The organism is Ensifer adhaerens, from assembly GCF_000697965.2.
Taxonomy (GTDB): domain Bacteria; phylum Pseudomonadota; class Alphaproteobacteria; order Rhizobiales; family Rhizobiaceae; genus Ensifer; species Ensifer adhaerens.
In genome coordinates this window covers 1,991,956-2,014,899 of record NZ_CP015880.1, presented here as the reverse complement: position 1 = coordinate 2,014,899, position 22,944 = coordinate 1,991,956, and the positions used below count along the sequence as shown (strand labels likewise).

Sequence of the window (22,944 nt, the reverse complement as noted above, 5' to 3'; positions counted from 1 at the left end):
GTTAAGTGTTCCGGGGAAGCCATCGGGCAGACCGTCTGCGACGGATCGGATGGAGAACACCGGTCGTAAACTTCTCGCGTCTCGGGTCTGGTTTGCGTATATTAGACTAGCCTAAATCGGTGGAGATTCAACGATCTGCAGATCATCTACATCGGCGGCGACAACGGCGCGAGCGCCGAGGGCATGCTCAACGGCACGCCGAATGAGTTCACCACATTCAACGGCGTCGACGTTCCGGTGAAGGACCAGTTTCTCTGGTATCCGTTCTGGGGTTCGGAGCGGACATTCCCGCATTTCGCAGCCGGCTGGGCCTGGGCGATGGGGACACCGTTCAAGTGGGTCAAGCAGGTGCCATCGCACTTTGGCGGGACGGCGCAGGGCATGGTCATGTCGTGGCCCGGCCATATCAACGACGCTGGCGGTGTCCGCGCGCAGTTTCACCACTTCATCGACATCGTGCCGACGATCCTGGAGGCGACAGGCATCCCGCAACCGGAGACGATCAACGGCATCAAACAGGAGCCGGTCGAAGGCGTCAGCATGGCCTATACATGGGACAAGGCGAATGCCGCTGCGCCGACCGAACACAAGACCCAGTACTTCGAGATGCTGGGAAACCGCGCGATCTACCACGACGGATGGGTCGCCGCGACGACGCCCGCGACGCTGCCGTGGGAACTCAGCACCAAGACGCCGCCCGACGTGATCACCGGCTACAACTGGGAACTCTACAACGTCGATGAAGACCCGACGCAATTCACCGATCTTGCCGCCAAAATGCCTGACAAACTCAAGGAATTGCAGGACCTCTTCTATGCCGAGGCGAAGAAGTACAACGTGCTGCCGCTCGACAATTCGACGCTCGCACGCTGGAACGCCCCGCGGCCGAACCTGACGGCCGGCCGTACGGAATTCACCTACCGCGGCGAACTGAGTGGTGTGCCGGCCAGCGCTGCGCCGAGCACCTTGAACAAGTCCTATACGATTACGGCCGATGTCGAGATACCCGACGACGGTGCGCAAGGCATGATCGTCACCGAGGGTGGCCGCTTTGGCGGTTACGGCCTCTTCCTCAGCCAGGGCGACTTCGGTGTCGGCAGTGGGAAGGTCGTGTTCCTCTACAATCTCCTCGACCTCAAGCGCACCCTGTGGGAAGGACCGGAACTCGAACCCGGCAAACACAGGATCGTCTTCGACTTCAAGTCGGATGGAAAGGGACTTGGCGCCGGGGGCACCGGCGTTCTGTCGGTGGACGGCAAGGAGGTCGCCAGGAACAGCATCGATCATGGCATCCCGGTCACTTTCCCCGAGGATGAGACCTTCGACGTCGGTCTCGACACGCGCACCGGCGTCGCCCTTCTGGAACACCGCTACGACACGCCCTTCCGCTTTACGGGCAAGATCGACAAACTGACTTTCGAATTGAAGCCAAACGCAACGCCCTAGAGCGCCGTGCGTTCACGTGAACGCACATGGGACGCTCTGGCGACCTTGCATCGCAAGGCCCGGACACAAACGACTGGCAGAGGTGCGTTCCGATGATACGCGTGCTTGATCTCGCCGCCTTCGGGGAGATGGCAACAGGGCTCGCACTGGTGGTGGCGCCTTCGCTCGTGGGGCAGGTGCTGCTTGGCGAGCTACTCACCGGGCCGGCGATCCCGACGGCCCGGGTGGCGGGAATTGCCCTGATCGCACTCGGCGTTGCCTGCTGGAAGAACTCAAGCCTCATCGGCATGCTGATCTACAGTGCGGCCGTCACGCTCTATCTGGCCTGGTTCGGACTGACGGATGGCTCCACCGGCGTCCTTCTGTGGCCTGCGATCGCAGTTCATGCGGTGCTGTCGGTCTTGCTCTGGCGCGGACGTCACACGCCCGGCGCCGGCTAGTTTTCGGATAGGGACGGGGACATTGTGGGGGCGTTATCCGCCCGCAAGTGCAGCTATGGCAAGCAGGATATGAAGGGCCGCCACAGAAGCGACAAGGAAAAGCGCCATTCGCCGCATGAGTTCCAAGGTTTCGGAAGACTCATTGGGCCGACTTTCCGAAAAAAGGGTGTCAATAGGCTGCTCCCGAACGTCGTGCCAGCCGAGCCGCTTGAGATGACGGCGCATCAGATGGTCTTCGCCGCCGTCGTAATCTAGCCAGCCGGCATTTGTCAGATCGTAGTGTCTCTCGCCGAGACCACGTATCGTTGCAAGCGTTCTTGCGGCATCATCCTGCATATATGTACAGGGTTCATCGTCGGGATCCCGCTGCCAAAATCCGTACACGAGCAGACGGTAGAGCGCATTGCATCCTTCCATCGTTACCACTAGGTCTTTTATCTCCCGGCTTTGATAGAGATCGCGGTCGAGGCGCTCGTTGTCGCCGGTGAAGTAGACCTCCGGCAGCGATTGATCGTCCTCAAAAATCACATCGCCTGGCGTGATGATCAGCTTCCCCCAACGCCAGTCGATCGGAATTGCCACGGCCGCGCTGGACCAAGCGCGCTCACGGTCATTGAGCGGCCGCCGCCAATGTTGTCGGCCGATATCCGCGGAGCGAGCCCGGCCGCGTGTTCCGTCAGGTAGGCGGACGCGGTCGGCGGCAAAAGCTATTCCGAAGCGATAGTGGAGAACGGCAACGCCATGCCGCCGACCATAATCGCTCCGTGGTTCATTCGGCCCGCTCTGCTCCGTAGACAGCAAATACCCTTCGGGATATTCGTCGTTCTCGAATGGCCACATGACTATCCAACCTTCCGCGCGCAGCCGCAGGCGGCGGCTGCTCATCCAGGCGATCTCCGGCAACCAGGATGTGGATTGTTCCCGTCTTGATCCCACCGGTTGCGCAACGAGTTACCGGAAAACGGTCAAGCGTTTGCGCATTTGGTTTGGGCAATTTTATCCAATATCGTTTTGCTCGCGTTCAGCCGGACGACATGATGCGCGGGCGGGTGGTGCTACCGGTCGAAGGGAACGGTCGATTTTCTCTCGCGCCTGTCGGCAAGCGTCGCCTCGGTTCGTCTTCACGACGTGCACCAACGGAGAGCCACCGCATGAAGCTCTATTTCAGCCGCAACCCCAATCCGCGCCTGGCGGTCGCCACGGCCCGATTTCTGAAGGCAGAGGTCGCGTTCGAATATGCCGAGCCGCTGGCGCCGGGGCAGGCGGACCGCTATCGGCCGCTCAATCCCAACCTGCTTTTGCCGATCCTGGAGCGTCCCGGCCGGGCGCTGTGGGAGGCGGATGCGATCGCCTGCTTTCTCTCTCGCCAGGTCGGCTCCAACCTCTGGCGAAGGGATGACGACGAGCCGGAGATGGTCCGCTGGATCAGCTGGGGCAAGGAGAACTTCGTGAAGGCCTGTGACATGGTGCATTGGGAGCGCGGCACCAAGCTGCGCTACGGCATCGGCACTTGTGACGAGGCCATGGTGGAGGAGGGGATGAAGGCGTTCCACAAGGCGGCCCGGCTGCTCGATGCCGAACTCTCCGCTCACGCCTGGCTGGTCGGCGAGGCGGTCTCCTACGCCGATTTTCGCATGGCGACATTCCTGCCATACAATGATGTGGCAAGGCTGCGGCTCGCGGACTATCCGGCACTTGCGCGCTGGGCCGGGCAGCTCGAGGCGATCGACGCCTGGCGCGATCCGTTCCGCGGGCTTGATGCGCCCGCGTTGCCTCCGATATCAGGCTGAGCGGCGGCCTTTGCCTGCCGTCGAGCGGCGGCGACGGCCGGTGGTTGTCGCCGCGCATTCGCAGGTTGCGTGATTGTTCTCGCCATCCATTTTCTCCTCTGCTAATACAGTCGCGCTAGCATGCGAACAGCCTCTTCTTGCTCAGAAGGAATTCGTCCGATGCGTTTCACAGTCGCAATCGCAGCAGCAGCATTGATGTCCCTTCCGACAGCAACCCTTGCCAAATCGCCGGCCGATATCGCCGATCTCGTCGGCGCACGCGCGCCTGGCGCCGAGAGCGAGATGCAGTCCAGGGGCTATGTCGACGTCGGCGGCAACAATACCTGGTGGAATGCCGGCACCAAGACCTGCGTCCGGGTGCATGTCTCCCAGGGACACTACTCGGCGATCTCGCAGATCAAGCCCTCGGCTTGCGGCCAAGGGAGCGGCAAGAGCTCGCCATGCCCGCCGGATCTGTCGCAGGCCGATCTCTACAAGCATCCGGGCTGCAGCCTCTAGGGGCAGTCGCGTCCAACTGGTGCTGGGCTGGAACTTTCGCAGTGAAGGCAACGGTGACACGGGCGGTGCCGGCGGCCGCCTCGGCTTCATTGTGCCCCTTCGATCGGCGGGGAAAGCGGTACGAGAGCGCCGCGACCATTGCGCAATGCGATGATCTCTGCTCTCCTTTGAATGGCCTATCGGTGGAGCCGATTGCCCCTGGCGATCGGATCTTGCGGTTGAAAGCGTCGGAAACCGCTTAAAAAAGGCCGATTGCGGCAGATATTTCCCGCCCCAACCATTCCCGCCCAAAACCCGAAAGGTGTTTCGCCTTTTTTAGGAAAGCGAGATTTGCCTACCTTCAGTACCCTTTTGGTTGTCCCGCTGGAGACGGGACATATCGCGAAGGTATGGAGGAGATACCCTTGGCAAGCATTTCAGAGGACACTACGCATACCCAGAATCCGGCGCAAAATCCGGAAGACGAACGGCTGAGCATCGGCGCGAACCTCGCCTATGGCCTGCAGCACGTCTTGACCATGTATGGCGGCATCGTCGCCGTTCCGCTGATCCTTGGCCAGGCGGCGGGCTTGAATTCCGGCGATGTCGGCCTGCTCGTCACCGCCTCGCTTTTCGCCGGTGGCCTCGCCACCATCTTGCAGACGATCGGCGTGCCATTCTTCGGCAGCCGCCTGCCGCTGGTGCAGGGCGTCTCGTTCTCGGGTGTCGCCACGATGATCGCCATTTCCGGCAATGGCGGCATTCCGGCGATCCTTGGTGCGGTCATCGCGGCTTCATTGATCGGCCTTCTGATCACGCCGGTGTTTTCGCGCATCACCCGCTTCTTCCCGCCGCTCGTCACCGGCATCGTCATTACCACCATCGGCCTGACGCTGATGCCGGTTGCGGCATTCTGGGCGATGGGCGGCAACAAGGCGGCGCCGGACTTCGGCAGCACCGCCAATATCCAGCTTGCGGCGGTCACGCTCATCATCGTGCTGCTCTTGAGCAAACTCGGCAACGCTTCGATCTCCAGGCTTTCGATCCTGCTGTCGATCGTTATCGGTACCGGCATTGCCTATGTCGCCGGCATGACCGATTTCTCGCAAGTTGCAAACGGCCCGGTCTTCGCATTGCCGAGGATCTTCCATTTCGGCTATCCGACCTTCGAGCTTGCGGCTGTTATCTCGATGCTGATCGTCATCATGGTGACGCTGGTCGAGACCTCGGCCGACATTCTCGCCGTCGGTGAGATCGTCGAAACCAAGGTGGATTCGCGCCGGCTTGGTGACGGCCTTCGTGCCGACATGCTGTCGAGCATTCTCGCGCCGGTCGTCGGCTCCTTCACCCAGAGCGCCTTTGCCCAGAATGTCGGCCTCGTGGCGGTGACGGGCGTGAAGAGCCGTTATGTGGTGGCAACGGGCGGCCTGTTCCTGGTAACGCTCGGCCTCTTGCCGATCATGGGTCGCGTCGTCGCCTCGGTGCCGACCTCGGTGCTTGGTGGCGCCGGCATCGTGCTTTTCGGCACGGTTGCGGCAAGCGGCATCCGCACGCTGTCCAAGGTCGAGTACAATAACAACATGAACCTGGTGATCGTCGCGACCTCGATCGGCTTCGGCATGATCCCGATTGCGGCACCCGGCTTCTACGAGCATTTCCCGGCCTGGGTCGCCACGATCTTCCATTCGGGCATCTCGTCGGCGGCCGTCATGGCGATCCTGCTCAACCTCCTGTTCAATCACTTCACCGCAGGCAATTCCGACCAGCAGTCGGTCTTCGTGGCTGCAACCGAACGCACGATCCGCTACCAGGACATCGCAAGGCTGCACGACGGCGACTACTTCCTCAACGGCAAGCTCTACGATGCCAAGGGCACCGAGGTGCCGCTGATTGCGGCGGAGGCGCACTGAACCGGCAAGCTCCCTGAAATGATGCAATCCCAGACTGCTTTCCCTGGGGTTGCTTTGAATTACGCAATCCCGGACGAAAAACCGCTTCGCACTTTTTCTGGAGTTGCTTTGAGACACGCAATCCCAGACGAAAAACCGCTCGCACTTTTTCTGGAGTTGCTTGTGAAACCCGCCATTCCGGGCAGGAAACCGCTTCCTGTTTTTCCTGGCGTTGATTGAAAAACCCAACAAAAGGACATTGGGAATGACACGTGAGACCGACAATTACGCGCTGCTCGATGCGCTCCTTCACACGATGGAGAAGGGCATCATTCCGGCCACGGAAGCGGGCGTTGCCGCCGGCAACAAGATCTTCGGCGCGGCGCTGATGCGCAAATCCGATCTTTCGACCGTGCTTGTCGAAACCAACAACGAGACGGAAAACCCGCTCTGGCACGGCGAAGTGCACACGCTGAAGCGGTTCTACGAGATCGAGGGCGAGAAGCGGCCGGACAGCCGCGACCTCATCTTCCTCTCGACGCATGAGCCGTGCTCGATGTGCCTTTCGGCGATCACCTGGGCGGGTTTCGACAATTTCTTCTACTTCTTCAGCCACGAGGATTCCCGCGACAGTTTCTCCATTCCGCATGACCTGAAGATCCTGAAGGAGGTCTTCACGCTGGAGCCGGGCGGCTACAACCGCACCAATGCCTTCTGGAAGGGCCAGTCGATCCACGCGCTGATCGACGCTCTGCCCGAGCCGCAACGCCAGGAACTCAAGGCCCGCGCCGAGGCGATCCGGGCGAAATACGACGATCTCTCCTCCGTCTATCAGGACAGCAAGGACGGCAACGCCATTCCGCTGAACTGACGCTCGAAAAGCCGTCACCTGTACCGGGCCATTTCATTCTCTCATCAGAGATTGAAATGGCCTATTTCTTTGAAAGAATATGCATTCCTCCTCGCCAGGGCAGGTGCTAGGGTCGCCTCCATACAGTCGCGTTTCGGGGGAATTGCGTGAACTGGTCCAGGCCTCTCAGGGTGCATCTCAGCGTGCTCGTCGTGGCGCTGCTCATCTTAACGGCGACGCCGATCATCTGGATGGCGTTCAGCCAGGGGCGGCAGGCGGCGATCCTTGCCGGCGAAAAGCACATGCGCGAGATGAGCCTGAGGCTGATCGAGGGCTACAGGAATGCGCTCGAGGGCGGCCACGAGGCGGTCGCGCTTGCGTCCACCGTGCCGCAGCTGGCCGTCGCGCCGCCGGGCGACCTGCAGCCGAAGGAGCAGTTCTTCCTGGAGGTGCTCAGAAGCGTTTCCAACGCGACGAGCGTCTATGCCGGCTATCCTGATGGATCCTACCTGCAGGTGATCAACACGGGGCGGGACTATGTTCGCCAAAGTCTGGCGGCACCGGCAGGCACCGCCTTTGCCGTTCGGTTGCTTGCGCATGCCAAGGACGCGGGCACCGTCTCTACCCTTCGGTTCCTCGATGCTGCGGCGCAGACGATCGGGGAGCGTCCGTTCGAGCGCACCAATTTCGACCCGCGGCAGAGCCCCTGGTATCAGACGGCGTTGCGAGCCGGCGGTCCGGTTTCCGTCGGGCCCTATGTCACCGGAACGCTGAAGGTTCCGACGCTGGCGCTGGCCGTTCCGCTGAAGGGCAAGGAGGGGATCGTGGTCGGCACCAACATCCACCTTCAGACCATCAGCCGCCTTCTCGATGCGCGCGAGATCTCACCGCGGGCCCGGTCCTATGTCATCGGCAGCGACAACAACCTCGTCGCCCATTCCGATCCCGCGGTCATGAGCACAATCCTCGGCGCCTGGTCGGGTGGTGGCGGCGCCGGCATGCGCAGCCTGGATCCCAGCCTCGACGTCGTCGCCGGGCTGCGCAAGGATCCCGCCTATGCGGGCGGTGGTCTTGCCGAAGCCGATTTTGCCGGCGAGCGCTATCTGGTCCAGATGGCACCCGTCAGCGTATCCGGCCTCTTCAAGGGCAGCTCGGTCGCGATCGTCGTGCCGCTGCAGGATCTGGTGGTGCAGGCAAACCGGCTCCTGGTGCGCAACCTCATGATTGCCGCAGCCGTGCTGGTGGCCGGCGTGGTCGGCTCGCTCATGCTGTCCCGCGTGATCAGCCGCAAGCTCTATCACCTCGCCGACGAGGCGCGGCGGATCGGTGACCTGAACTTTGCCGGCACGGACGCCCCGCATTCCTGGATCACCGAGATCAATACGCTTGGCGGCGCGCTTTCCGCCAGCCGGCGCGCTATCGTCCAGTTTGCGCTCTATGTTCCGCGCGAGGTGGTGCGCCGGATCATCGACCCTGAGGGCGGGGCGGCGGTCCGGGGCAGGCGGCAGGAGGTGACGGCGCTTTTCACCGACGTGCGCGACTTCACCACCATCTCCGAACAGCATTCGCCGGAGGAAGTCGTCGATATTCTCTCGGCCTATTTCGAGATGCTGAACACGGTGGCCGAGCAGTACCACGGGACCGTGATCCAGTATCTCGGCGACAGCATCTTCGTCATCTGGAACGCGCCGGTTGCCGATCCGCAGCACATCGAGAATGGCTGTCATTGCGCGCTGGCGATGAAGGCGGCGGTCGATCGCCTGAACGAGACCAACCGCAAAGGCGGCCGGCCGGAGCTGTTCACGCGCTTTGGCGTGCATACGGGGCCGGCGGTCGTCGGCAGCTTCGGCGCGATCGCGCGGCAGCAATACACGGCCATGGGCGACACGATCAACGTCGCCTCGCGGCTCGAGGGGCTGAACAAGGAGTTCAACACGTCGATCCTGGTGAGCGGGGCGGTGCAGTCTGCGGTTGCCGACCTCTTCGACTTCCGCGCGATGGGGATGGTGCACGTGAAGGGGCGCTCGGGAGGCATCGACCTCTGGGAGCTTTTGCGCGCGAACGCCCGTTAGTCCTTGCCGCCGCTACGACCGCCCATCGGGGCGGATCAGCGCTCCGCCAGCAGGCCGGTGGCCATGGCGCGGAAGGCGTCGATCGCCTTCGGCAAGACCGCTTTCGGCTCGTCGCTGGCGGCGACCCAGAGGGCAGCGTTGAGGGCGGCACCGCTCAAGAGCCGCGCGGCCGCTTCCGGATCGACCGGCTTCAGCACGCCCTTGTCCAGCAGTTGCTCTACCGAGCGCTTGGTCGCCAGCAGGCAACTGTTCTGGCTCGGCCATTTCGAGGGGTCGCCGAGCACGGCCGGGCCATCGAGCAGAACGATGCGCTGGACTTCGGGATCGAGCGCCATCTCGATATAGGCGGCCCCTTCGGCAAGCATCGCCTGCCAGTGGTCACCGGCTGCCGCATCTGCGCCGATCGCCTTGGCGCGGGCGGCCATCTCGCCGTCGATCTGCGTTACGACCGCGGCCAGGAGCCCGCGCTTGTCGCCGAAATTGTGATAGAGCGCGCCGCGCGTCAGCCCGACATCGGCGGTCAACTCATCCATCGAGGCCGCCGCATAGCCCTTTTCGGCAAAGGCCTTTCGGCCGGCCGAAATCAGCTTCGCGCGGTTTTCCTCCATCGTTTCCTGGCGGCTTCTGGCCATTCTTGACCTCAAATTCAGATACGACGCGTATATGGATTTGACATACGCGTCGTATTTCGCTATTTCAGATACGTTCCGTATATCAAATGAAGCGGGTTTTGTGAAGTTCTGCCTGAAACGGCAGGGCGCGCCCGTTTGCGCGCCCTCAATTTACGAGAAGGATCAGACCGATGACCAAACGCAACGCAATCTTTCCGGCAAATCGTCATGCGCTCTACGAGGCGCACGGCTACTCCGCGGCCATCCGGTCACAGGACCTGCTGTTCGTCTCGGGGCAGGTGGGGAGCCGTGAGGATGGCACCCCGGAGCCGGATTTCGAACGCCAGGTCGAACGCGCCTTCGACAATCTCGAAGCGACGCTCGCGGCAGCCGGCTGCAGCTTCGACGACATCGTCGATGTGACGACCTTCCACACCGACCCCGAACACCAGTTCGAGACGATCATGGCCGTCAAGAACCGGATCTTCAGCGAAAAGCCCTATCCCAACTGGACCGCCATCGGCGTCAACTGGCTCGCCGGTTTCGATTTCGAGATCAAGGTGATCGCGCGGATTCCGGCCGGCCAACTGGCCGCGTAGGTCATTGGGAACGTGGCAACCCGGGTTCTAGTGCAAATGCACCAGCTTGTCCGGGTTGCGCACGACGTAGATCGCCACGACCTTGCCGTTCTCGATCTCTAGCGCAGTCGTCTGCAGTTCGCCATCGGCCTCCCGGGTGACAAAGCCGGGCAGGCCGTTGATGAAGCCGGCGCGCACGAGCGTCGAGCCGTGCTTGGCAAAGAGGGCGGCCAGTTGCGCGTGCACCTTCATCACAGCGTCGAAGCCGAGGATCGGCTGCAGGGCGGCCGGGCGCTTGCCGCCGCCGTCGGAATGTACGCTGACATCGGCTGCGAGCATGGAGCCGAGCGTTTTCATATCGCCGTGGCGGGAGGCGGCAAAGAAGGCGTTGGCGAGTTCCAGGCCGCGCTGCTGCTCGATCTGGAAGCGGGGGCGTTCCTCGCGCACATGGGTGCGGGCCCGGGCCGCAAGCTGGCGGCAGGCGGCGGCGTCGCGGTCGATCGTTGCCGCTACCTCATCGAAGCTCTGGCCGAAGACGTCGTGCAGCAGGAAGGCGGCGCGCTCCAGCGGCGAGAGCCGTTCGAGTGCCAGCATCAGGGGCAGGGTGACGTCGTCCTCCGGCTCCTCCTCGACGACCGGATCGGGAAGCCAGGGGCCGACATAGGTCTCGCGCTTCAGCCGCGCGGATTTCAACTGGTCGAGGCAGAGCCGCGTGACGGTGCGGCGCAGAAACGCCTCCGGCTCGCGCACGGATGTGCGGTCGGCCCCCATCCAGCGGATGAAGGCCTCCTGCACCATGTCCTCCGCATCGGCGACCGAGCCGAGCATGCGGTAGGCGACGCGGACGAGCTTCGGACGCAGCGGGTCGAAAACCGCCGCTGCGTCCTCATGGGCGCTGTCCACCATCAGGCGGCAGCCTGGGCGGCGGCCTTGGCGGCTGCCGGATCGACCCAGAGGCCGAAGCCGACGGCCAGACGGTTCCAGCCGTTGATGACGTTGATCATCAGCGTGAGCTTCACCTGTTCCTCCTCGGTGAAATGGTCCTTCAGCGCCTGATAGGCCGCTTCATGGCCGTGGCCTTCCGAAAGCCGCGTCAGCGATTCTGTCCAGCCTAGCGCGGCGCGCTCGCGATCGGAATAGCAGGGCGCTTCGCGCCAGGCGGAAAGCAGGTAGATGCGCTGTTCCGTCTCGCCCTTTTCGCGGGCTTCCTGGGTGTGCATGTTGATGCAGTTGGCGCAGCCGTTGATCTGCGAGGCGCGGATTTTCACGAGTTCGATAATAGTGGCGTCAAGGCTCGCGGCAACGGCCATCGAGACACTGGTCCAGCTCTTCATCAGTTGCGGGGCAGCGGCGAAAAGGTCGATCTTGGCAGTCATGGTTCCGTTTCCTTTCGTTGGTTCCGATACCATGACGAGCGAGCGACGGCCGGTGTGACATGGCCGCGAATTTTTTTTGAAAACTCCAGTGTGGATTGTTTTGTGCGGAGCCGGCGCATGCCGCGCCGCACTAACCCGTTTGGATGACTATGCCGCATTCGGCCGATATGTGAGTGTAGCCTGGGGGATCCTTTATTGCAGGTGGTGGTGCCGAGTGCTTCGGGAGGTACTCAATGGCAGACGAATTCAATGCCGCACTCGATATTCCGTACGTCTTCGAGATCACCATTAACGACTTTGCGGCGCTGTGGCGGAAGCTGGAGAGGCGAAGCTTTGCGCTGAAGGCGCTTTTGCCTAACTGGTATGGCCAGCTCCAGGGAGAATTCGCAGCAAGCTTCGGCGCGCTCGATGCCTATGTCGGCCACGGCAGTGCGGTCATTCCCCGAAACGGCATGGAAAAGGCCGCTGTCGAGGCGGTAATCGCGACAATGCTGATGGGCCGACTCGGCATGGCCATTCGCGAGCTGGCCGTCGAGGCGGGCCAGGCCGCGACCCAAGAGGGCGCTCCCATCAAGGGCCGGCTTCACTATGGCAAGGACAACCGGATTATCGGTGTGGACAACGAGTATCTGCGCCGGGTGCTCGATCCGGCCGAGGACTATCAGGCCGCCGGCTGCGTCTTCGAGGTGCTCGGCTATTCGCCGAGCAGTCCCTTTTCCATGACGTCGAGGATCGCCTCGATGATGCTGCTCTTCAACCGTGGCATGGCGCCCTTGAGCGGCCGGCCGGTCGAGTACAACGTCATCCTGAAGACGATGCACGCCTTCATCGCTGCGGAGAACCTCGGCTATGTCATGACCTTCGAGCACCGCAACACCAATGACGACCTGTCGATCTTCACCACCAACGAATTCAACAAGCTGACCATCCAGTCGGCGGAGGGCGACCTTCGCCTCATTCAGAAATACCTGAAGGCCATCGGCTTCTATTTTGGTGATGTCGACAATGCGCTCGGACCGGAGTTCGAGGTCGCTGCCCGAAATTTCGCGCGCGTCTACAGGCTGGACCACTATGCGCACTACAGTGACCGCGAGTTCCTCTACACACTGGCCAATGCCTATGTGCTCCACCGCAGCCAGATGTCGACGGGCGCGCGCTAAAGCTCATCGCGTGAAGCTCTTGTTTTTATGCACGTCGTCGCCGCAAAACCGCTGCGCACATTTGCGCGACCTGCATCGGGACCCACAGATCGCGCGTCCCCCGGTTCTGTCATACCCCTGTAAAAGGGTGGCCCTATCCCTCGGCGCCAGTTTCAACACGAGGGTGTATCCATGAAATCGTTTGTCTCCGTCCTTGCCGGCGCTGTTGTCGCAGGCCTGCTTTCGACCGCGGCCTATGCCGAGAGCCTGGTGCTCTATACCAGCCAGCCGAACGAGGATGCGCAGGCGACGGTCGACGCGTTCCAGGCCGCCAATCCCGGCATCGAGGTGGAATGGGTGCGCGAGGGCACGACCAAGATCATGGCCAAGCTGATGGCAGAGATCGAGGCCGGCAATCCGGTGGCCGACGTGCTGCTCATCGCCGACACCGTGACCATGCAGCGGCTGAAGGAAGCAGGCCATCTCGCCGACTACAAGTCGCCGGAAGCGGCAAGCTACGACGCGGCACTCTATGATGCGGACGGCGCCTATTACTCCACCAAGATGATCACGACCGGCATCGTCTATAACACCTCCGCCGCCATGAAGCCTGAGGGCTGGCAGGATCTCAGCAAGCCGGAGGCCAAGGGCCTCGTCACCATGCCGAGCCCGCTGACCTCGGGTGCGGCTCTCATTCACGCTCAGACCCTGACTGGCATTGATGGCCTCGGCTGGGACTATTACAAGGCGCTCGCGGAGAACGGTGCTACGGCTGCCGGCGGCAATGGCGGCGTCTTGAAGGCGGTTGCGACCGGCGAGAAGGCCTATGGCATGCTCGTCGATTTCATGGCGATCCGCGAGAAGGCCAAGGGCGCGCCGGTGGAATTCGTCTTCCCGGCCGAGGGCGTGTCTGCCGTGACCGAGCCCGTCGGCATCCTGAAGACCGCCAAGAACGTCGAGGCGGCGAAGAAGTTCGTCGACTTCCTGCTGTCCGAGGAAGGCCAGAAGGCGGCGGTGAAGATGGGCTATATCCCGGCCCGCAACGGCGTGGCGCTGCCTGCGGGCTATCCGGCCCGCGAGACGATCAAGGTGCTGCCGGTCAATGCGGCCGAGGCCGTGAAGAACTCCGACGCGGATCTCAAAACCTTCTCCGGCATCTTCGGCACGAACTGATCCCGGGAATGCTTGAACGCAACGATGCGCGCAGCCGGCCCCGCTGGCTGCGCCTTTCCTTTCACGGCCGGACGATGGGCGCGCCCAAGGTGCGGGCAGGGGCGAGCCCCGCCGCCGAGCCGCGCTGGCTGGTGCCCTTCGTTCTCGCCTGCCTGTTTCTCCTCTGCCTGCTGCCGCTCTTCAGCCTGGCGAAGGCCGGCTTTGCCGGGCTTATTTCGGGCCGGTCGATTGGCGTGCTGACGGAACCTGCAACCTTTGCCGCCCTCCGCAACACGCTGATAACCGCGACCGGCGGCATGGTCGTCTCCGTTGTCATCGGCGCGCTCTTCGCCTTCTCGGTGGCGCTGACGGATGTGCGCGGCAAGCTTGCGCTCAGCTTTGCCTTCATGCTGCCGATGATGATCCCGCCGCAGGTGACGGCGCTTGCCTGGGTGGAGATGACCGGGCCGGCGAGCCCGCTGTTAAAGACGCTCGGGATCGCGCCGCCGCTCGGCAGCCCGCAGCCGCTCTATTCGCTGGCAGGCATTTCGCTGCTTCTCGGCGTCCAGCATGCGCCGCTGGTTTTCCTGGCGCTGAAAGCCGGGCTTTCCGCAACGCCGCGCGACGGGGTGGAGGCGGCACGGCTTGCCGGGGCCACGCCATTCCGTGTCTTTCGCGACATCGTCGCGCCGCTGTCGTTGCCGGGACTGATTGCCGGTGCGGCGATCGCCTTCGTCTCCGACGTCGGCAATTTTGGCATTCCGGCGATCCTCGGCATTCCCGCGGGCATCGAGGTGCTGCCGACCCTGATCTATACGCGGCTCGCCAGCTTCGGCGCCGGCACCTTCGGCGAGATCGCGCTGCTCTCCAGCCTCATCGCCATGATCGCGGCTGCCGGGCTGATCCTGCAGCAGAAGGCGCTTGTCGGCAGGGATTACCGCATCATCGGCCTTTCCGGGGCGAATGCCGCCTTTTCGCTCGGCCGCTTCCGCCCGGTCGTCGAGCTGGTCCTCGTGGCGATCTTGCTTCTCGTGCTGGTCGCACCGCTCGCCGCTCTTGTCGCGAGCTCGCTGGTGCCGGCCTATGGCGTGCCGCTTAACCTTCAGACGGTGTCGCTGCGCGCTTACGAAGAAATTCTCTTCCGCCAGTCGATGACGCTGAAGGCGCTTGGCAATTCGATGTTCCTTGCAGCAACGGCCGCATTCGGCCTGCTCGCCGTCTCGGTGCCATCAGCCTATCTCATGACGCGACGCAAAGGGTGGCTTGCCAATACGCTCGGCATCCTCATCGAGATCCCCTATGCGCTGCCGGGCATCGTGTTGGCCGTCGCCTTCATCCTTACCTTTGCCGCACCTCTGCCGATCCTCAAGGTCTCGCTCTATGGCACCATCTGGATCATCCTGGTTGCCTACTTCTCCTCGTTCCTCGCCGTCAGCCTCAAGCCGGTGATGAGTGCTTTCCTGCAGATGGACCCATCGCTGGAAGAGGCGGCGCGTCTCGCCGGTGCTGGCTTCTTCAGGCGGATGTCCGACGTGATCCTGCCCTTGGTAGCGCCGGCCGCGGGTGCGGCGATCATCCTCGTCTTCCTGATTGCCGCCAATGAGCTGACGGTCTCGGCGCTGCTCTGGTCGGCCGGCACCCAGACACTCGGCGTCGCCATCTTCAATCTCGACGACAGCGGCTCGTCGGACCTGGCCGCAGCCCTTTCCGTGCTCGTGGTCGTCATGGTCGTCATGCTGATGGCCGCGCTCGAGGCTCTCGCAAACTATCTCCCGGAAGGCGTGCTGCCGTGGCGCAACTGATCCTCAATCACGTCACCAAGCATTTCGGCGGCGGCCGGCCGGCGGTTTCCGATGTGTCGCTGACCGTGCGGGAAGGCGGCTTCCTGGCGCTGCTCGGGCCTTCCGGCTGCGGCAAGACGACGGTGCTGCGCATGATCGCCGGCTTCGAGCAGCCCAGCGATGGATCGATCGATTTTGGCGAAAGACGGCTTTCGGATGCTGCACGGGCGCTGCCGCCGGAGCGGCGCAACATGGCGATGGTGTTCCAGTCCTATGCGCTCTGGCCGCATATGACGGTGGCCGAAAATGTCGGCTATCCGCTGAAGGTCCGCGGCATTTCGGGCTCGGCGTGGCAAAGGAGCGTCGCCGATGCTCTGGCGCTGGTGAAGCTCACCGACTATGCCGACCGCCGGCCGGCAGCCCTTTCCGGCGGCCAGCGTCAGCGCGTGGCGCTGGCCCGCTGCCTGGTGACCTCACCGGATGTCGTGCTGCTCGACGAGCCGCTCGCCAATCTCGACCAGCACTTACGCAAGTCGATGGAGGAGACCTTCCGCATCTTCCACGAGCGCTCGGGCGCGACGATGATCTATGTGACGCACGACCAGGCGGAAGCCATGGCGCTCGCAACCGATGTCGCCGTCATGTCCGAGGGGCGGCTGATGCAGATGGCGCCGCCGGCCGAGATCTACGCAAGACCCGAAGGCGCCGTCGTCGGCGGCCTGATCGGCCGCGGCTCGGTGCTCAAGCTCGCCGTGCCGGAGGGCGCGCCACGGGCGCTCGAATGGTCGCTGCTGCGGTCAGCGCTTGCCGGCGTCCGCATGGAAGGCGCGGGCGATGGCGCCGTGCGCGACGTCCTCGTGCGCCCGGAACATGTGCGCCACGACGGCGAGGGCATGGCGCTCCGCGTCGTCTCATGCGTGTTCGAAGGCGAGCGTTTTGCCCTGACCTTGGCTTTGCCGGACGGTCAGTCATTGAAGGCCTATGGCGACAGGGCGATCATGCCGGGAGACACGGCGCGCTTCGTGATGAGCCAGGGGTGGCGGCTCTAGGTCGGGTTGGCGTCAGTCGCAATCGGGTTTGTCGAGTTCGACCTCGAACTGGCGCGGGCCGACAACGCCCGGCTTTGCCGGCAGGCCGACGATCCTTGCGATCACCGTGCATTTGCCGGCGACGACGGCATAACGGTCGCGGCCCTGGCTGATGACCTTGTCGATCGGGTGTTTGGGAACGGCGACGGCGACCGCGTTGATGACCGCGTTCAGTTCGCGGGCACGCTGAAAATTCGGCGCAAGGGCGGCAGTGGCCTGACCGGTGGCAAGGACGAGGACGAGGCAGGCGACGGCGGATCGGGCGAACATGGCAAGCTCCTGTTTGAAAGAGGCAAGCATGATCGCCCGGCAGATTCAAGGACAGCGATCGGCCGGGCCGTCGATGGGAACGGTTCGTTGACAGGGGGTGATCCGAAGACGATCCTCGGCCAGCTTCGCCTCCAGCCTCTCGAACGGTCCGATGACATCCGAAACGCCGATACAGGAAACGCCGCTTGCGGGCGGGAACGTCAATGCCGGCGTCGTACGCGTGGGCGATACGGTGCGCCGCGCCACGCGCCCTGAGAGCGCGACCGTTCACCGGCTGCTCCTCCGTCTCGAGGCAAAGGGCTTTGCGGGATCGCCGCGGTTCCTGGGCCTCGACGGCCAGGGACGAGAGATGCTGAGCTTTGTTGAAGGCGATGCCGGTGTCTCTTCCGACATCTGGCTTTGCGAGGATGCGCTGATTGCCGCAGGGCGGCTGCTTCGCGCCTATCATGACGCGACGGCCGAATTCGACTTCGGCGCGGCGGATCGCTGGGCCTTTAGATATCCGGATCGGCGTCGATGGGAGGTCATTTGCCACAATGATTTTGCGCCGTACAATCTCGTTTTTCGGGCCGGCGAACCGGTGGGGATCATCGACTTCGATCTCGCCGGTCCCGGGCCGCGGCTGCGAGACCTTGCCTATCTCGCCTATTGGACCGTGCCGCTTTCCTTCCATTCCGATGACTTGAAGGCCGCGGCGCTGGCGGATCTCGATGATGGCAGCCGGCGGCTGAAACGGCTGTGCGCGACCTACGGTCTTGCCTCGGACGATGCGTTGCTTGGGATGGTCGCCGATGTGCTCGGGCATATGGGCGACGAGGCGGCGATGCTGGCAATGATCGGCGCGGCCGCGACCGAGCGGCTGAAACGGGACGGGCATCTCGATCACTGGCGGCGAGAGCGGGACGCCTTCGAGCGCTATAGGACACTATTGTCCCGAAACCTTGTCTGACGACCGGCGAAGCGGCAGGGCAAGCCGATAGCGCTCGCGAAAAAGAATTTTTGCCTACTGAAATAAACCATTGAGTTAAATGAAACTGGTTGTTATAAACAACCGGTGTTCCGCTTTTATGCGGTTGAGGAGGAACGGGGCGGTCGCCTCATCGACAGGAGGATAAGATGAAGCTTTATCAGGGCATGGGACCGAATTCGTATCGCGTGCGCATCTTCATGGCGGAGAAGGGGATCTCGCTGCCGATGGTGGATGTCGATTTCGCCAAGGGCGAGCACAAGGCGCCGGAGTTTCTCGCGGTCAATTCGCTCGGTCAGATCCCGGTGCTGGAACTCGACGACGGCACTGTTATCACCGAGAGCGTCGCGATCTGCCGCTATCTCGAGGAGACCACGCGCGAGCCGCAACTCTTCGGCCATGACGCCGTCAGCCGCGCCAAGGTGGAGATGTGGAACCGGCGCGCCGAACTGGTGATCCTCGGCACCGTCGGCAATGTGGCGCTGCATTCGGACGCGTTCTTTGCCGAGCGGCTGACGCAGTTTCCGGCCTTTGCCGAGACCGAGCGGGCGGCGGTGCCGCAGAAATGGGGCTGGCTCGACGATGAGCTCTCGGATGGAAGGCCGTTCCTGGCAGGCGACGAATTCTCGATCGCCGACATCACCGCAGGGGTCACCGCCTGGCTCTGCGAGGTCTTCGGCATGGAAATCCCGGCTTCCGCAAAAAACGTCCAGCGCTGGCTGGAGCGGGTGCGTTCGCGGCCGAGTTTTGAGGCCTAAGGGACAGCCTGTGGCAGGGGCGGTTTCGCGCAGTCTTAGGGTGGCGAGATCGGCCCCTCATGCGGCCTGCCGGCCACCTTCTCCCCGTTGTCGCGGGGAGAAGGTGGGACGTGGCGGCCGCTCGTTCCTTCGGCCAATGTGGCAGCCGCGTTGCCCGTCGGCAGGTCTCGACCTGGGAGCCGGCCGTCGTCCGCGTTCCCTCTCCCTGCAGGCGGGGAGAGGGTCAGGGTGAGGGGATGGCATGCGCCATAGCATTGATTATTTTGTAGATTTCCCCATTCTGCAGACGAAACCCAACGACCGAATTCTCGCCTCTGCGCCCCCGCTAAAATTCATATGTGGATAGGCGCGTCGCCCTTTTTGCTTGCCTTCTCCATGGCTTTTTTCAATTCCTAAAATACAAGCTGCCCGATTCGCCGCTGCCGGGCGCCTGCAAGGCGCTGGCTCTAGGAGACAAGCCATGACCGATTTCAAGAAGCCCACGATCACCGAAATGCGCCCGAAGATCACCGTGATCGGGGTCGGCGGCGGTGGCGGCAACGCCATCAACAACATGATCAACGAAGGGCTTCAGGGCGTCGATTTCGTGGTCGCCAACACCGACGCGCAGGCGCTCGCCATGTCGAAGTCGTCGCGCATCATCCAGCTCGGCGCCGCCGTGACCGAAGGCCTCGGCGCGGGCTCGCTGCCGGATGTCGGCCGGGCGGCGGCGGAAGAATCGATCGACGAGATCATGGATCACCTCGGCGGCACGCATATGTGCTTCGTCACCGCCGGCATGGGCGGCGGTACCGGCACGGGCGCGGCCCCAGTAATTGCGGCGGCGGCACGCAAGGCCGGCATCCTTACGGTCGGCGTCGTCACCAAGCCCTTCAGCTTCGAAGGCAAGCGCCGCATGGAAACGGCCGAGCAGGGCATCGAGCGGCTGCGCGAGGCGGCCGATACCGTCATTGTCATCCCCAACCAGAACCTCTTCCGCATCGCTGACGCCAAGACCACCTTTGCCGATGCCTTCGTGATCGCCGACCGGGTGCTCTATTCGGGCGTTGGCTGCATCACCGACCTGATCGTCAAGGAAGGCCTGATCAACCTCGACTTCGCCGACGTGAAATCTGTCATGAAGGGCATGGGCCGGGCGATGATGGGCACCGGCGAGGCGACCGGCGAGGGCCGCGCGCTGAAGGCGGCCGAAGCCGCCATCGCCAACCCGCTGCTCGACGAAGTGTCGATGCGCGGCGCCCGCGGCGTGCTGATCTCGATCTCCGGCGGCATGGACATGACGCTGTTCGAGGTGGACGAAGCCGCGACCCGCATCCGCGAAGAGGTCTATGACGAAGCCGACATCGTCGTCGGTTCGATCTTCGACCGTACGCTCGACGGTACCTTCCGCGTGTCCGTCGTTGCGACCGGCCTCGACGGCGCGCGCTCATCCGCCAACCCGGCCGGTGCCGCCGTCGGCCAGCCGGCGGCTGAACCTGCACCGACCCGCACGCTGCAATAGCATTCGCATCCATCGCCTGCTTCAAGGACCCTCCCGATGTGATGACGCCATATCGGGAGGGTCCTTGCGTTTGGAGGCTCGAATGAGCGACGAGGGTGTGCCCGCCGATGAGGCGGCAAAGCACGCGCCAGCGGCACCAGGCCGTGCGGCGAGAGCGGTGATGGCGGCTGAGGCGGTGCTTGCGGAACGCTTTCCGCAGGCGATCTTTGCGATCGTCGCGGGCTCGATCCTGCGCGGCGAGGGTACGCAGACCTCGGATATCGACCTGGTGGTGCTGCACGAGGCCCTGCCGGCCGCCTGGCGGGAAAGCTTCCATTTCGACGATTTTCCGATCGAGGCCTTCGTGCACGACTTCGAGACGCTCAACTGGTTTGTCGACCAGGATATGGCGGGCGGTTGCCCGGTGCTTGCGGACATGGTGGCGGGCGGCGTTGCTATCGGGCCTGAGCGGGCGCGTGCCGAAGCGCTTCAGGCCGGGGCGCAACAGCGCCTGGAACGAGGGCCGGCGCCGCTGACGCCTGAGATACGCGACCGACTACGCTACCAGATCACCGATCTGGTGGATGATCTGCGCGATGCACGCCCGGCCGCCGAGATCCGCGCCATTGCCGCCGAACTGACGAAGCCGCTCGCCGATCTGATGCTGCTTGGCCGCGGACGATGGTCTGGGCGCGGCAAATGGCTACCGCGGTTGCTCGTCCGGGCGGACGCGTCGCTTGCCGAAAGCTTCGACACGGCATTGCGCCACGCGGGCGCAGGACAGGCAGCAGAGCTGATCCGGCTTGCCGAGCTGGAACTGGCGCCGCATGGCGGGCCGTTGTTTGCCGGGGACCGTCGGACGGCGCCGCCGGATGCCCGGCGTCCTGGTCTTCTCGCGCAGTGAATGCGCCGGCTCGTGGGATGGCCGCCTCCGATGCCTTGGGCGCGGGTGGGGACATGATCTGTTTGCGAGGAACCGCCGGGACGCTTCAACACGAGCGCCGGCGCCCGCAGGGCTGACGGCCAAGTTCTGGGTGAGCCAACAGCTACGGCGAGTGCAGAGGCGAGGCCTTTGGCCTTCACTTGCTGCGCGGAGGGCGTGGCTCCCGGCGCTCAGCCTCCTCGACCACGGAGAATGGAAGCTCCTCGTACATCGAGCGGTTGAACTCGGCGAAGCTCAGCCTGCCATCGATGAACACTTTGAAGTAGCGCCGGCAGACGTCCTCCGCCATTTCTTTCCGGCTGGAATAGGGCGTTCCCTCAAGCGCATTGTCCTTTAGGTCGGGCAGGTACTCCGATACGCATGCCTCTACATATTGCCGCTGCGCGCCCGGGCGCTTGCGCAACGCGGAGATCGTCCACTCATATTTGGAATAGCTCATATATTGCTCGGTTCGCGGCGCGAACAGGACGATGGCGATTGCGCACAGCAGAGCGACAAACATGCCGCCGGCGACGAGACGAAAGTCCATTTATTCAATCGTATAAATTGTTGCTCATGCCTATGTAAGACAACTTTAACGGTTAGCAAGAGGCGCGCTTACGCGTCGAGTGGTTTCACGAAATGTTCCTCCCCCATTTGGGGGAGGAGGCTACGGGAAAACCACTTTCGTGCTTGGACCGTTCTCCGATCGTTCGGTGTCTATTAGAGGTTGCGAAATTGGGCGCTCCCAATTGCGCCCTCAGCCGGAGCGGGGACGGGCGGGCAGGGCACGATCGGTGGCGGGGCTATGTCGCTGCGCCTGCGGGGCAGCTGCCAGAGACGCCTGGGATGGAAACGGTAACGGTCGGCGGGCCACGACCGATGTCCTTCGCGCCAACTGGACAAAGGCAATCCCTGTGGTGGCGCTTCGAGCGCGAGTGCCGTCTTCAGCCAGAGATGGGGAGAATGGAGAGGTGTCGCGCCGGGCCGGAGCATCGTTCTGCTACCGGCAGCGCGATCAGCGGGAGGTTCTTAAAGGGCGGCCAGCTGTTCGGCTGTTGCAACGATCTGCGTGTTGCCAAGCGAATGATCGGCATATTTGAACACCAGGATGCTCATGACTGAGGCGACAAGGGCTACCAGGATGATGCGCATGGCGTTGCTCCGACTTCCTTCTTGCCTGGCCTTGATCCTTCGTTGCGCCGGGCGGTGATCGATCCGGAAGCCCTGTGCTTTCCGGTCAAAGGCCTTCCGGCCTTTTGTTGAACCTGTTCTAGCAAATGGGCGGGGCCGACTATTGTTCCCGTGGGGACAGCGGGAAATCGCGGAGGAATGCAGCTTTTCGGTGTGCTCCAGCCCGTCCTAGGCCGGAGATTTCCCCGGGGAGCTACACGCCGTGTTGAAGCGGTAGCGCGAGAACGACGGATCGGAGTTGCGGCCGGCCACCGAGAAGTTCAACGGGCGGGTGAAGCGGCGCAGCCGTGTGAATTCGGACGCGTGAGGAGCGCTTCGCATCTCCTCGGGCTTCTGGACCTTCGATGTCGATTTGAAGAGATGGCCGCCGAACGGCTCTAGTGGCCGAGGATCCAGAAGACGACGCCGAACAGCACAATGAATGCGCCGACGGCCAGCAGGAAGCGGGCCATGCCGGTGTTGGTGTCCTTCGTGCCGACGAGACAGTACCAGAGGTGATCGTTATCCATTCCTGACGCTCCATCGAAAGGCGCTGCTGCCGCGCCCGCGCGACCCACCATACACGCAAAGGTCGTCGCGGCACCTGGATGATTGCGTGTCCTCGTCGCCGGACCGAGATCGGTGGAGGACGCGTGCCGTTGGCGGACACGGCATGTCCATGCCG

The 22,944-nt window shown here is 63.2% G+C and carries 23 protein-coding genes and 1 pseudogene; 16 read left to right on the top strand and 8 right to left on the bottom strand.

Features of this window, described 5'->3' with window-relative positions; genetic code table 11:
- Positions 1-141 precede the first annotated feature (141 nt).
- A pseudogene (locus tag FA04_RS09685) lies at positions 142-1,446 on the top strand (alkaline phosphatase family protein); the annotation flags it as partial.
- A 92-nt stretch (positions 1,447-1,538) separates the two neighbouring features.
- Complete coding sequence (locus tag FA04_RS09680; protein ID WP_034793228.1) at positions 1,539-1,886, top strand: hypothetical protein; 348 nt, start codon at positions 1,539-1,541, stop codon at positions 1,884-1,886.
- 33 nt (positions 1,887-1,919) lie between these two features.
- On the opposite strand, the gene FA04_RS09675 is transcribed toward FA04_RS09680, so the two are convergent.
- Complete coding sequence (locus tag FA04_RS09675) at positions 1,920-2,771, bottom strand: hypothetical protein (protein ID WP_064817001.1); 852 nt, start codon at positions 2,769-2,771, stop codon at positions 1,920-1,922.
- A gap of 266 nt (positions 2,772-3,037) precedes the next feature.
- On the opposite strand from FA04_RS09675, the gene FA04_RS09670 reads away from it, so the two are divergent.
- From FA04_RS09670 to FA04_RS09650, 5 genes are all read left to right on the top strand, one after another.
- Positions 3,038-3,676, top strand: a complete 639-nt coding sequence (locus tag FA04_RS09670; RefSeq protein ID WP_034793236.1) for a glutathione S-transferase family protein — start codon at positions 3,038-3,040, stop codon at positions 3,674-3,676.
- Positions 3,677-3,835: 159 nt separating this feature from the next.
- Positions 3,836-4,174, top strand: coding sequence for a hypothetical protein (locus FA04_RS09665; protein WP_034793239.1), 339 nt, complete (start codon positions 3,836-3,838; stop codon positions 4,172-4,174).
- Between the two features lie 389 nt (positions 4,175-4,563).
- Positions 4,564-6,063, top strand: coding sequence for a nucleobase:cation symporter-2 family protein (locus tag FA04_RS09660; protein ID WP_371273165.1), 1,500 nt, complete (start codon positions 4,564-4,566; stop codon positions 6,061-6,063).
- A 244-nt stretch (positions 6,064-6,307) separates the two neighbouring features.
- Complete coding sequence (locus FA04_RS09655; protein WP_034793244.1) at positions 6,308-6,913, top strand: deaminase; 606 nt, start codon at positions 6,308-6,310, stop codon at positions 6,911-6,913.
- A 146-nt stretch (positions 6,914-7,059) separates the two neighbouring features.
- The gene (locus FA04_RS09650) at positions 7,060-8,964 is read left to right on the top strand and encodes an adenylate/guanylate cyclase domain-containing protein (RefSeq protein ID WP_034793247.1); all 1,905 of its coding nucleotides are present in this window, start codon (positions 7,060-7,062) and stop codon (positions 8,962-8,964) included.
- 35 nt (positions 8,965-8,999) lie between these two features.
- Here the strand turns inward: FA04_RS09650 and FA04_RS09645 are convergent, their stop codons facing one another.
- On the bottom strand, positions 9,000-9,596 hold the full coding sequence (locus tag FA04_RS09645) for a TetR/AcrR family transcriptional regulator (protein WP_034793250.1): 597 nt from the start codon (positions 9,594-9,596) through the stop codon (positions 9,000-9,002).
- A 170-nt stretch (positions 9,597-9,766) separates the two neighbouring features.
- Between FA04_RS09645 and FA04_RS09640 the strand changes: the two genes are divergently transcribed.
- Positions 9,767-10,174 carry a RidA family protein gene (locus tag FA04_RS09640; RefSeq protein WP_034793253.1) on the top strand — a complete coding sequence of 136 codons (408 nt, stop codon included), beginning with the start codon at positions 9,767-9,769 and terminating at the stop codon, positions 10,172-10,174.
- A gap of 27 nt (positions 10,175-10,201) precedes the next feature.
- Here the strand turns inward: FA04_RS09640 and FA04_RS09635 are convergent, their stop codons facing one another.
- Together FA04_RS09635 and FA04_RS09630 are read right to left on the bottom strand one after the other, a co-directional pair.
- Entirely contained in the window at positions 10,202-11,059 is an 858-nt protein-coding gene (locus FA04_RS09635; protein WP_034793265.1) for a sigma-70 family RNA polymerase sigma factor, read from the bottom strand.
- Positions 11,059-11,529: a carboxymuconolactone decarboxylase family protein gene (locus FA04_RS09630; protein ID WP_034793267.1), complete on the bottom strand. Its 471-nt coding sequence runs from the start codon at positions 11,527-11,529 to the stop codon at positions 11,059-11,061. The genes FA04_RS09635 and FA04_RS09630 overlap by 1 nt, the downstream gene beginning before the upstream one ends.
- Positions 11,530-11,762: 233 nt before the next feature.
- Between FA04_RS09630 and FA04_RS09625 the strand changes: the two genes are divergently transcribed.
- From FA04_RS09625 to FA04_RS09610, 4 genes are all read left to right on the top strand, one after another.
- Positions 11,763-12,689 (top strand): peptidoglycan-binding domain-containing protein, encoded by a 927-nt coding sequence (locus FA04_RS09625; protein WP_034793270.1) that lies wholly within the window; start codon positions 11,763-11,765, stop codon positions 12,687-12,689.
- 171 nt (positions 12,690-12,860) lie between these two features.
- Positions 12,861-13,841 carry an ABC transporter substrate-binding protein gene (locus FA04_RS09620; protein WP_034793273.1) on the top strand — a complete coding sequence of 327 codons (981 nt, stop codon included), beginning with the start codon at positions 12,861-12,863 and terminating at the stop codon, positions 13,839-13,841.
- Between the two features lie 74 nt (positions 13,842-13,915).
- The gene (locus tag FA04_RS09615; protein WP_051659295.1) at positions 13,916-15,622 is read left to right on the top strand and encodes an ABC transporter permease; all 1,707 of its coding nucleotides are present in this window, start codon (positions 13,916-13,918) and stop codon (positions 15,620-15,622) included.
- Positions 15,610-16,650: an ABC transporter ATP-binding protein gene (locus FA04_RS09610; RefSeq protein ID WP_034793276.1), complete on the top strand. Its 1,041-nt coding sequence runs from the start codon at positions 15,610-15,612 to the stop codon at positions 16,648-16,650. The genes FA04_RS09615 and FA04_RS09610 overlap by 13 nt, the downstream gene beginning before the upstream one ends.
- A gap of 12 nt (positions 16,651-16,662) precedes the next feature.
- Here the strand turns inward: FA04_RS09610 and FA04_RS09605 are convergent, their stop codons facing one another.
- Positions 16,663-16,959 carry a hypothetical protein gene (locus FA04_RS09605; protein ID WP_034793757.1) on the bottom strand — a complete coding sequence of 99 codons (297 nt, stop codon included), beginning with the start codon at positions 16,957-16,959 and terminating at the stop codon, positions 16,663-16,665.
- A 151-nt stretch (positions 16,960-17,110) separates the two neighbouring features.
- On the opposite strand from FA04_RS09605, the gene FA04_RS09600 reads away from it, so the two are divergent.
- The 4 genes from FA04_RS09600 (at position 17,111) to FA04_RS09585 (ending at position 21,068) form a co-directional block, all read left to right on the top strand.
- Complete coding sequence (locus FA04_RS09600; protein WP_034793279.1) at positions 17,111-17,908, top strand: aminoglycoside phosphotransferase family protein; 798 nt, start codon at positions 17,111-17,113, stop codon at positions 17,906-17,908.
- Between the two features lie 167 nt (positions 17,909-18,075).
- Positions 18,076-18,684 (top strand): glutathione S-transferase family protein, encoded by a 609-nt coding sequence (locus FA04_RS09595; protein ID WP_034793282.1) that lies wholly within the window; start codon positions 18,076-18,078, stop codon positions 18,682-18,684.
- A 460-nt stretch (positions 18,685-19,144) separates the two neighbouring features.
- Positions 19,145-20,185 carry a cell division protein FtsZ gene (ftsZ, locus tag FA04_RS09590; RefSeq protein ID WP_034793296.1) on the top strand — a complete coding sequence of 347 codons (1,041 nt, stop codon included), beginning with the start codon at positions 19,145-19,147 and terminating at the stop codon, positions 20,183-20,185.
- Positions 20,186-20,267: 82 nt separating this feature from the next.
- Complete coding sequence (locus tag FA04_RS09585; RefSeq protein WP_309142277.1) at positions 20,268-21,068, top strand: nucleotidyltransferase domain-containing protein; 801 nt, start codon at positions 20,268-20,270, stop codon at positions 21,066-21,068.
- A gap of 175 nt (positions 21,069-21,243) precedes the next feature.
- Here FA04_RS09585 and FA04_RS09580 read toward each other — a convergent pair whose 3' ends face one another.
- The 3 genes from FA04_RS09580 to FA04_RS36380 all read right to left on the bottom strand — a co-directional run bounded on the left by FA04_RS09580 (position 21,244) and on the right by FA04_RS36380 (position 22,789).
- A complete protein-coding gene (locus FA04_RS09580) occupies positions 21,244-21,636 on the bottom strand; it encodes a hypothetical protein (RefSeq protein ID WP_034793299.1) in 393 nt (130 codons plus the stop codon).
- A gap of 482 nt (positions 21,637-22,118) precedes the next feature.
- Positions 22,119-22,241 carry a hypothetical protein gene (locus FA04_RS36385; RefSeq protein ID WP_255380501.1) on the bottom strand — a complete coding sequence of 41 codons (123 nt, stop codon included), beginning with the start codon at positions 22,239-22,241 and terminating at the stop codon, positions 22,119-22,121.
- Positions 22,242-22,657: 416 nt separating this feature from the next.
- The gene (locus tag FA04_RS36380; protein WP_256385282.1) at positions 22,658-22,789 is read right to left on the bottom strand and encodes a hypothetical protein; all 132 of its coding nucleotides are present in this window, start codon (positions 22,787-22,789) and stop codon (positions 22,658-22,660) included.
- Positions 22,790-22,944: the final 155 nt, after the last annotated feature.

What these genes read in the sequence shown, in the direction of transcription:
- FA04_RS09680 (WP_034793228.1), top strand. Translation starts at nt 1,539, where the DNA reads ATGATACGCGTGCTTGATCTCGCCGCCTTCGGGGAGATGGCAACAGGG.
- FA04_RS09675 (WP_064817001.1), bottom strand. Translation starts at nt 2,771, where the DNA reads ATGAGCAGCCGCCGCCTGCGGCTGCGCGCGGAAGGTTGGATAGTCATG.
- FA04_RS09670 (WP_034793236.1), top strand. Translation starts at nt 3,038, where the DNA reads ATGAAGCTCTATTTCAGCCGCAACCCCAATCCGCGCCTGGCGGTCGCC.
- FA04_RS09665 (WP_034793239.1), top strand. Translation starts at nt 3,836, where the DNA reads ATGCGTTTCACAGTCGCAATCGCAGCAGCAGCATTGATGTCCCTTCCG.
- FA04_RS09660 (WP_371273165.1), top strand. Translation starts at nt 4,564, where the DNA reads ATGGAGGAGATACCCTTGGCAAGCATTTCAGAGGACACTACGCATACC.
- FA04_RS09655 (WP_034793244.1), top strand. Translation starts at nt 6,308, where the DNA reads ATGACACGTGAGACCGACAATTACGCGCTGCTCGATGCGCTCCTTCAC.
- FA04_RS09645 (WP_034793250.1), bottom strand. Translation starts at nt 9,596, where the DNA reads ATGGCCAGAAGCCGCCAGGAAACGATGGAGGAAAACCGCGCGAAGCTG.
- FA04_RS09640 (WP_034793253.1), top strand. Translation starts at nt 9,767, where the DNA reads ATGACCAAACGCAACGCAATCTTTCCGGCAAATCGTCATGCGCTCTAC.
- FA04_RS09635 (WP_034793265.1), bottom strand. Translation starts at nt 11,059, where the DNA reads ATGGTGGACAGCGCCCATGAGGACGCAGCGGCGGTTTTCGACCCGCTG.
- FA04_RS09630 (WP_034793267.1), bottom strand. Translation starts at nt 11,529, where the DNA reads ATGACTGCCAAGATCGACCTTTTCGCCGCTGCCCCGCAACTGATGAAG.
- FA04_RS09625 (WP_034793270.1), top strand. Translation starts at nt 11,763, where the DNA reads ATGGCAGACGAATTCAATGCCGCACTCGATATTCCGTACGTCTTCGAG.
- FA04_RS09620 (WP_034793273.1), top strand. Translation starts at nt 12,861, where the DNA reads ATGAAATCGTTTGTCTCCGTCCTTGCCGGCGCTGTTGTCGCAGGCCTG.
- FA04_RS09615 (WP_051659295.1), top strand. Translation starts at nt 13,916, where the DNA reads ATGGGCGCGCCCAAGGTGCGGGCAGGGGCGAGCCCCGCCGCCGAGCCG.
- FA04_RS09605 (WP_034793757.1), bottom strand. Translation starts at nt 16,959, where the DNA reads ATGTTCGCCCGATCCGCCGTCGCCTGCCTCGTCCTCGTCCTTGCCACC.
- FA04_RS09600 (WP_034793279.1), top strand. Translation starts at nt 17,111, where the DNA reads ATGACATCCGAAACGCCGATACAGGAAACGCCGCTTGCGGGCGGGAAC.
- FA04_RS09595 (WP_034793282.1), top strand. Translation starts at nt 18,076, where the DNA reads ATGAAGCTTTATCAGGGCATGGGACCGAATTCGTATCGCGTGCGCATC.
- ftsZ (WP_034793296.1), top strand. Translation starts at nt 19,145, where the DNA reads ATGACCGATTTCAAGAAGCCCACGATCACCGAAATGCGCCCGAAGATC.
- FA04_RS09585 (WP_309142277.1), top strand. Translation starts at nt 20,268, where the DNA reads ATGAGCGACGAGGGTGTGCCCGCCGATGAGGCGGCAAAGCACGCGCCA.
- FA04_RS09580 (WP_034793299.1), bottom strand. Translation starts at nt 21,636, where the DNA reads ATGGACTTTCGTCTCGTCGCCGGCGGCATGTTTGTCGCTCTGCTGTGC.
- FA04_RS36385 (WP_255380501.1), bottom strand. Translation starts at nt 22,241, where the DNA reads ATGCGCATCATCCTGGTAGCCCTTGTCGCCTCAGTCATGAGCATCCTG.
- FA04_RS36380 (WP_256385282.1), bottom strand. Translation starts at nt 22,789, where the DNA reads ATGGATAACGATCACCTCTGGTACTGTCTCGTCGGCACGAAGGACACC.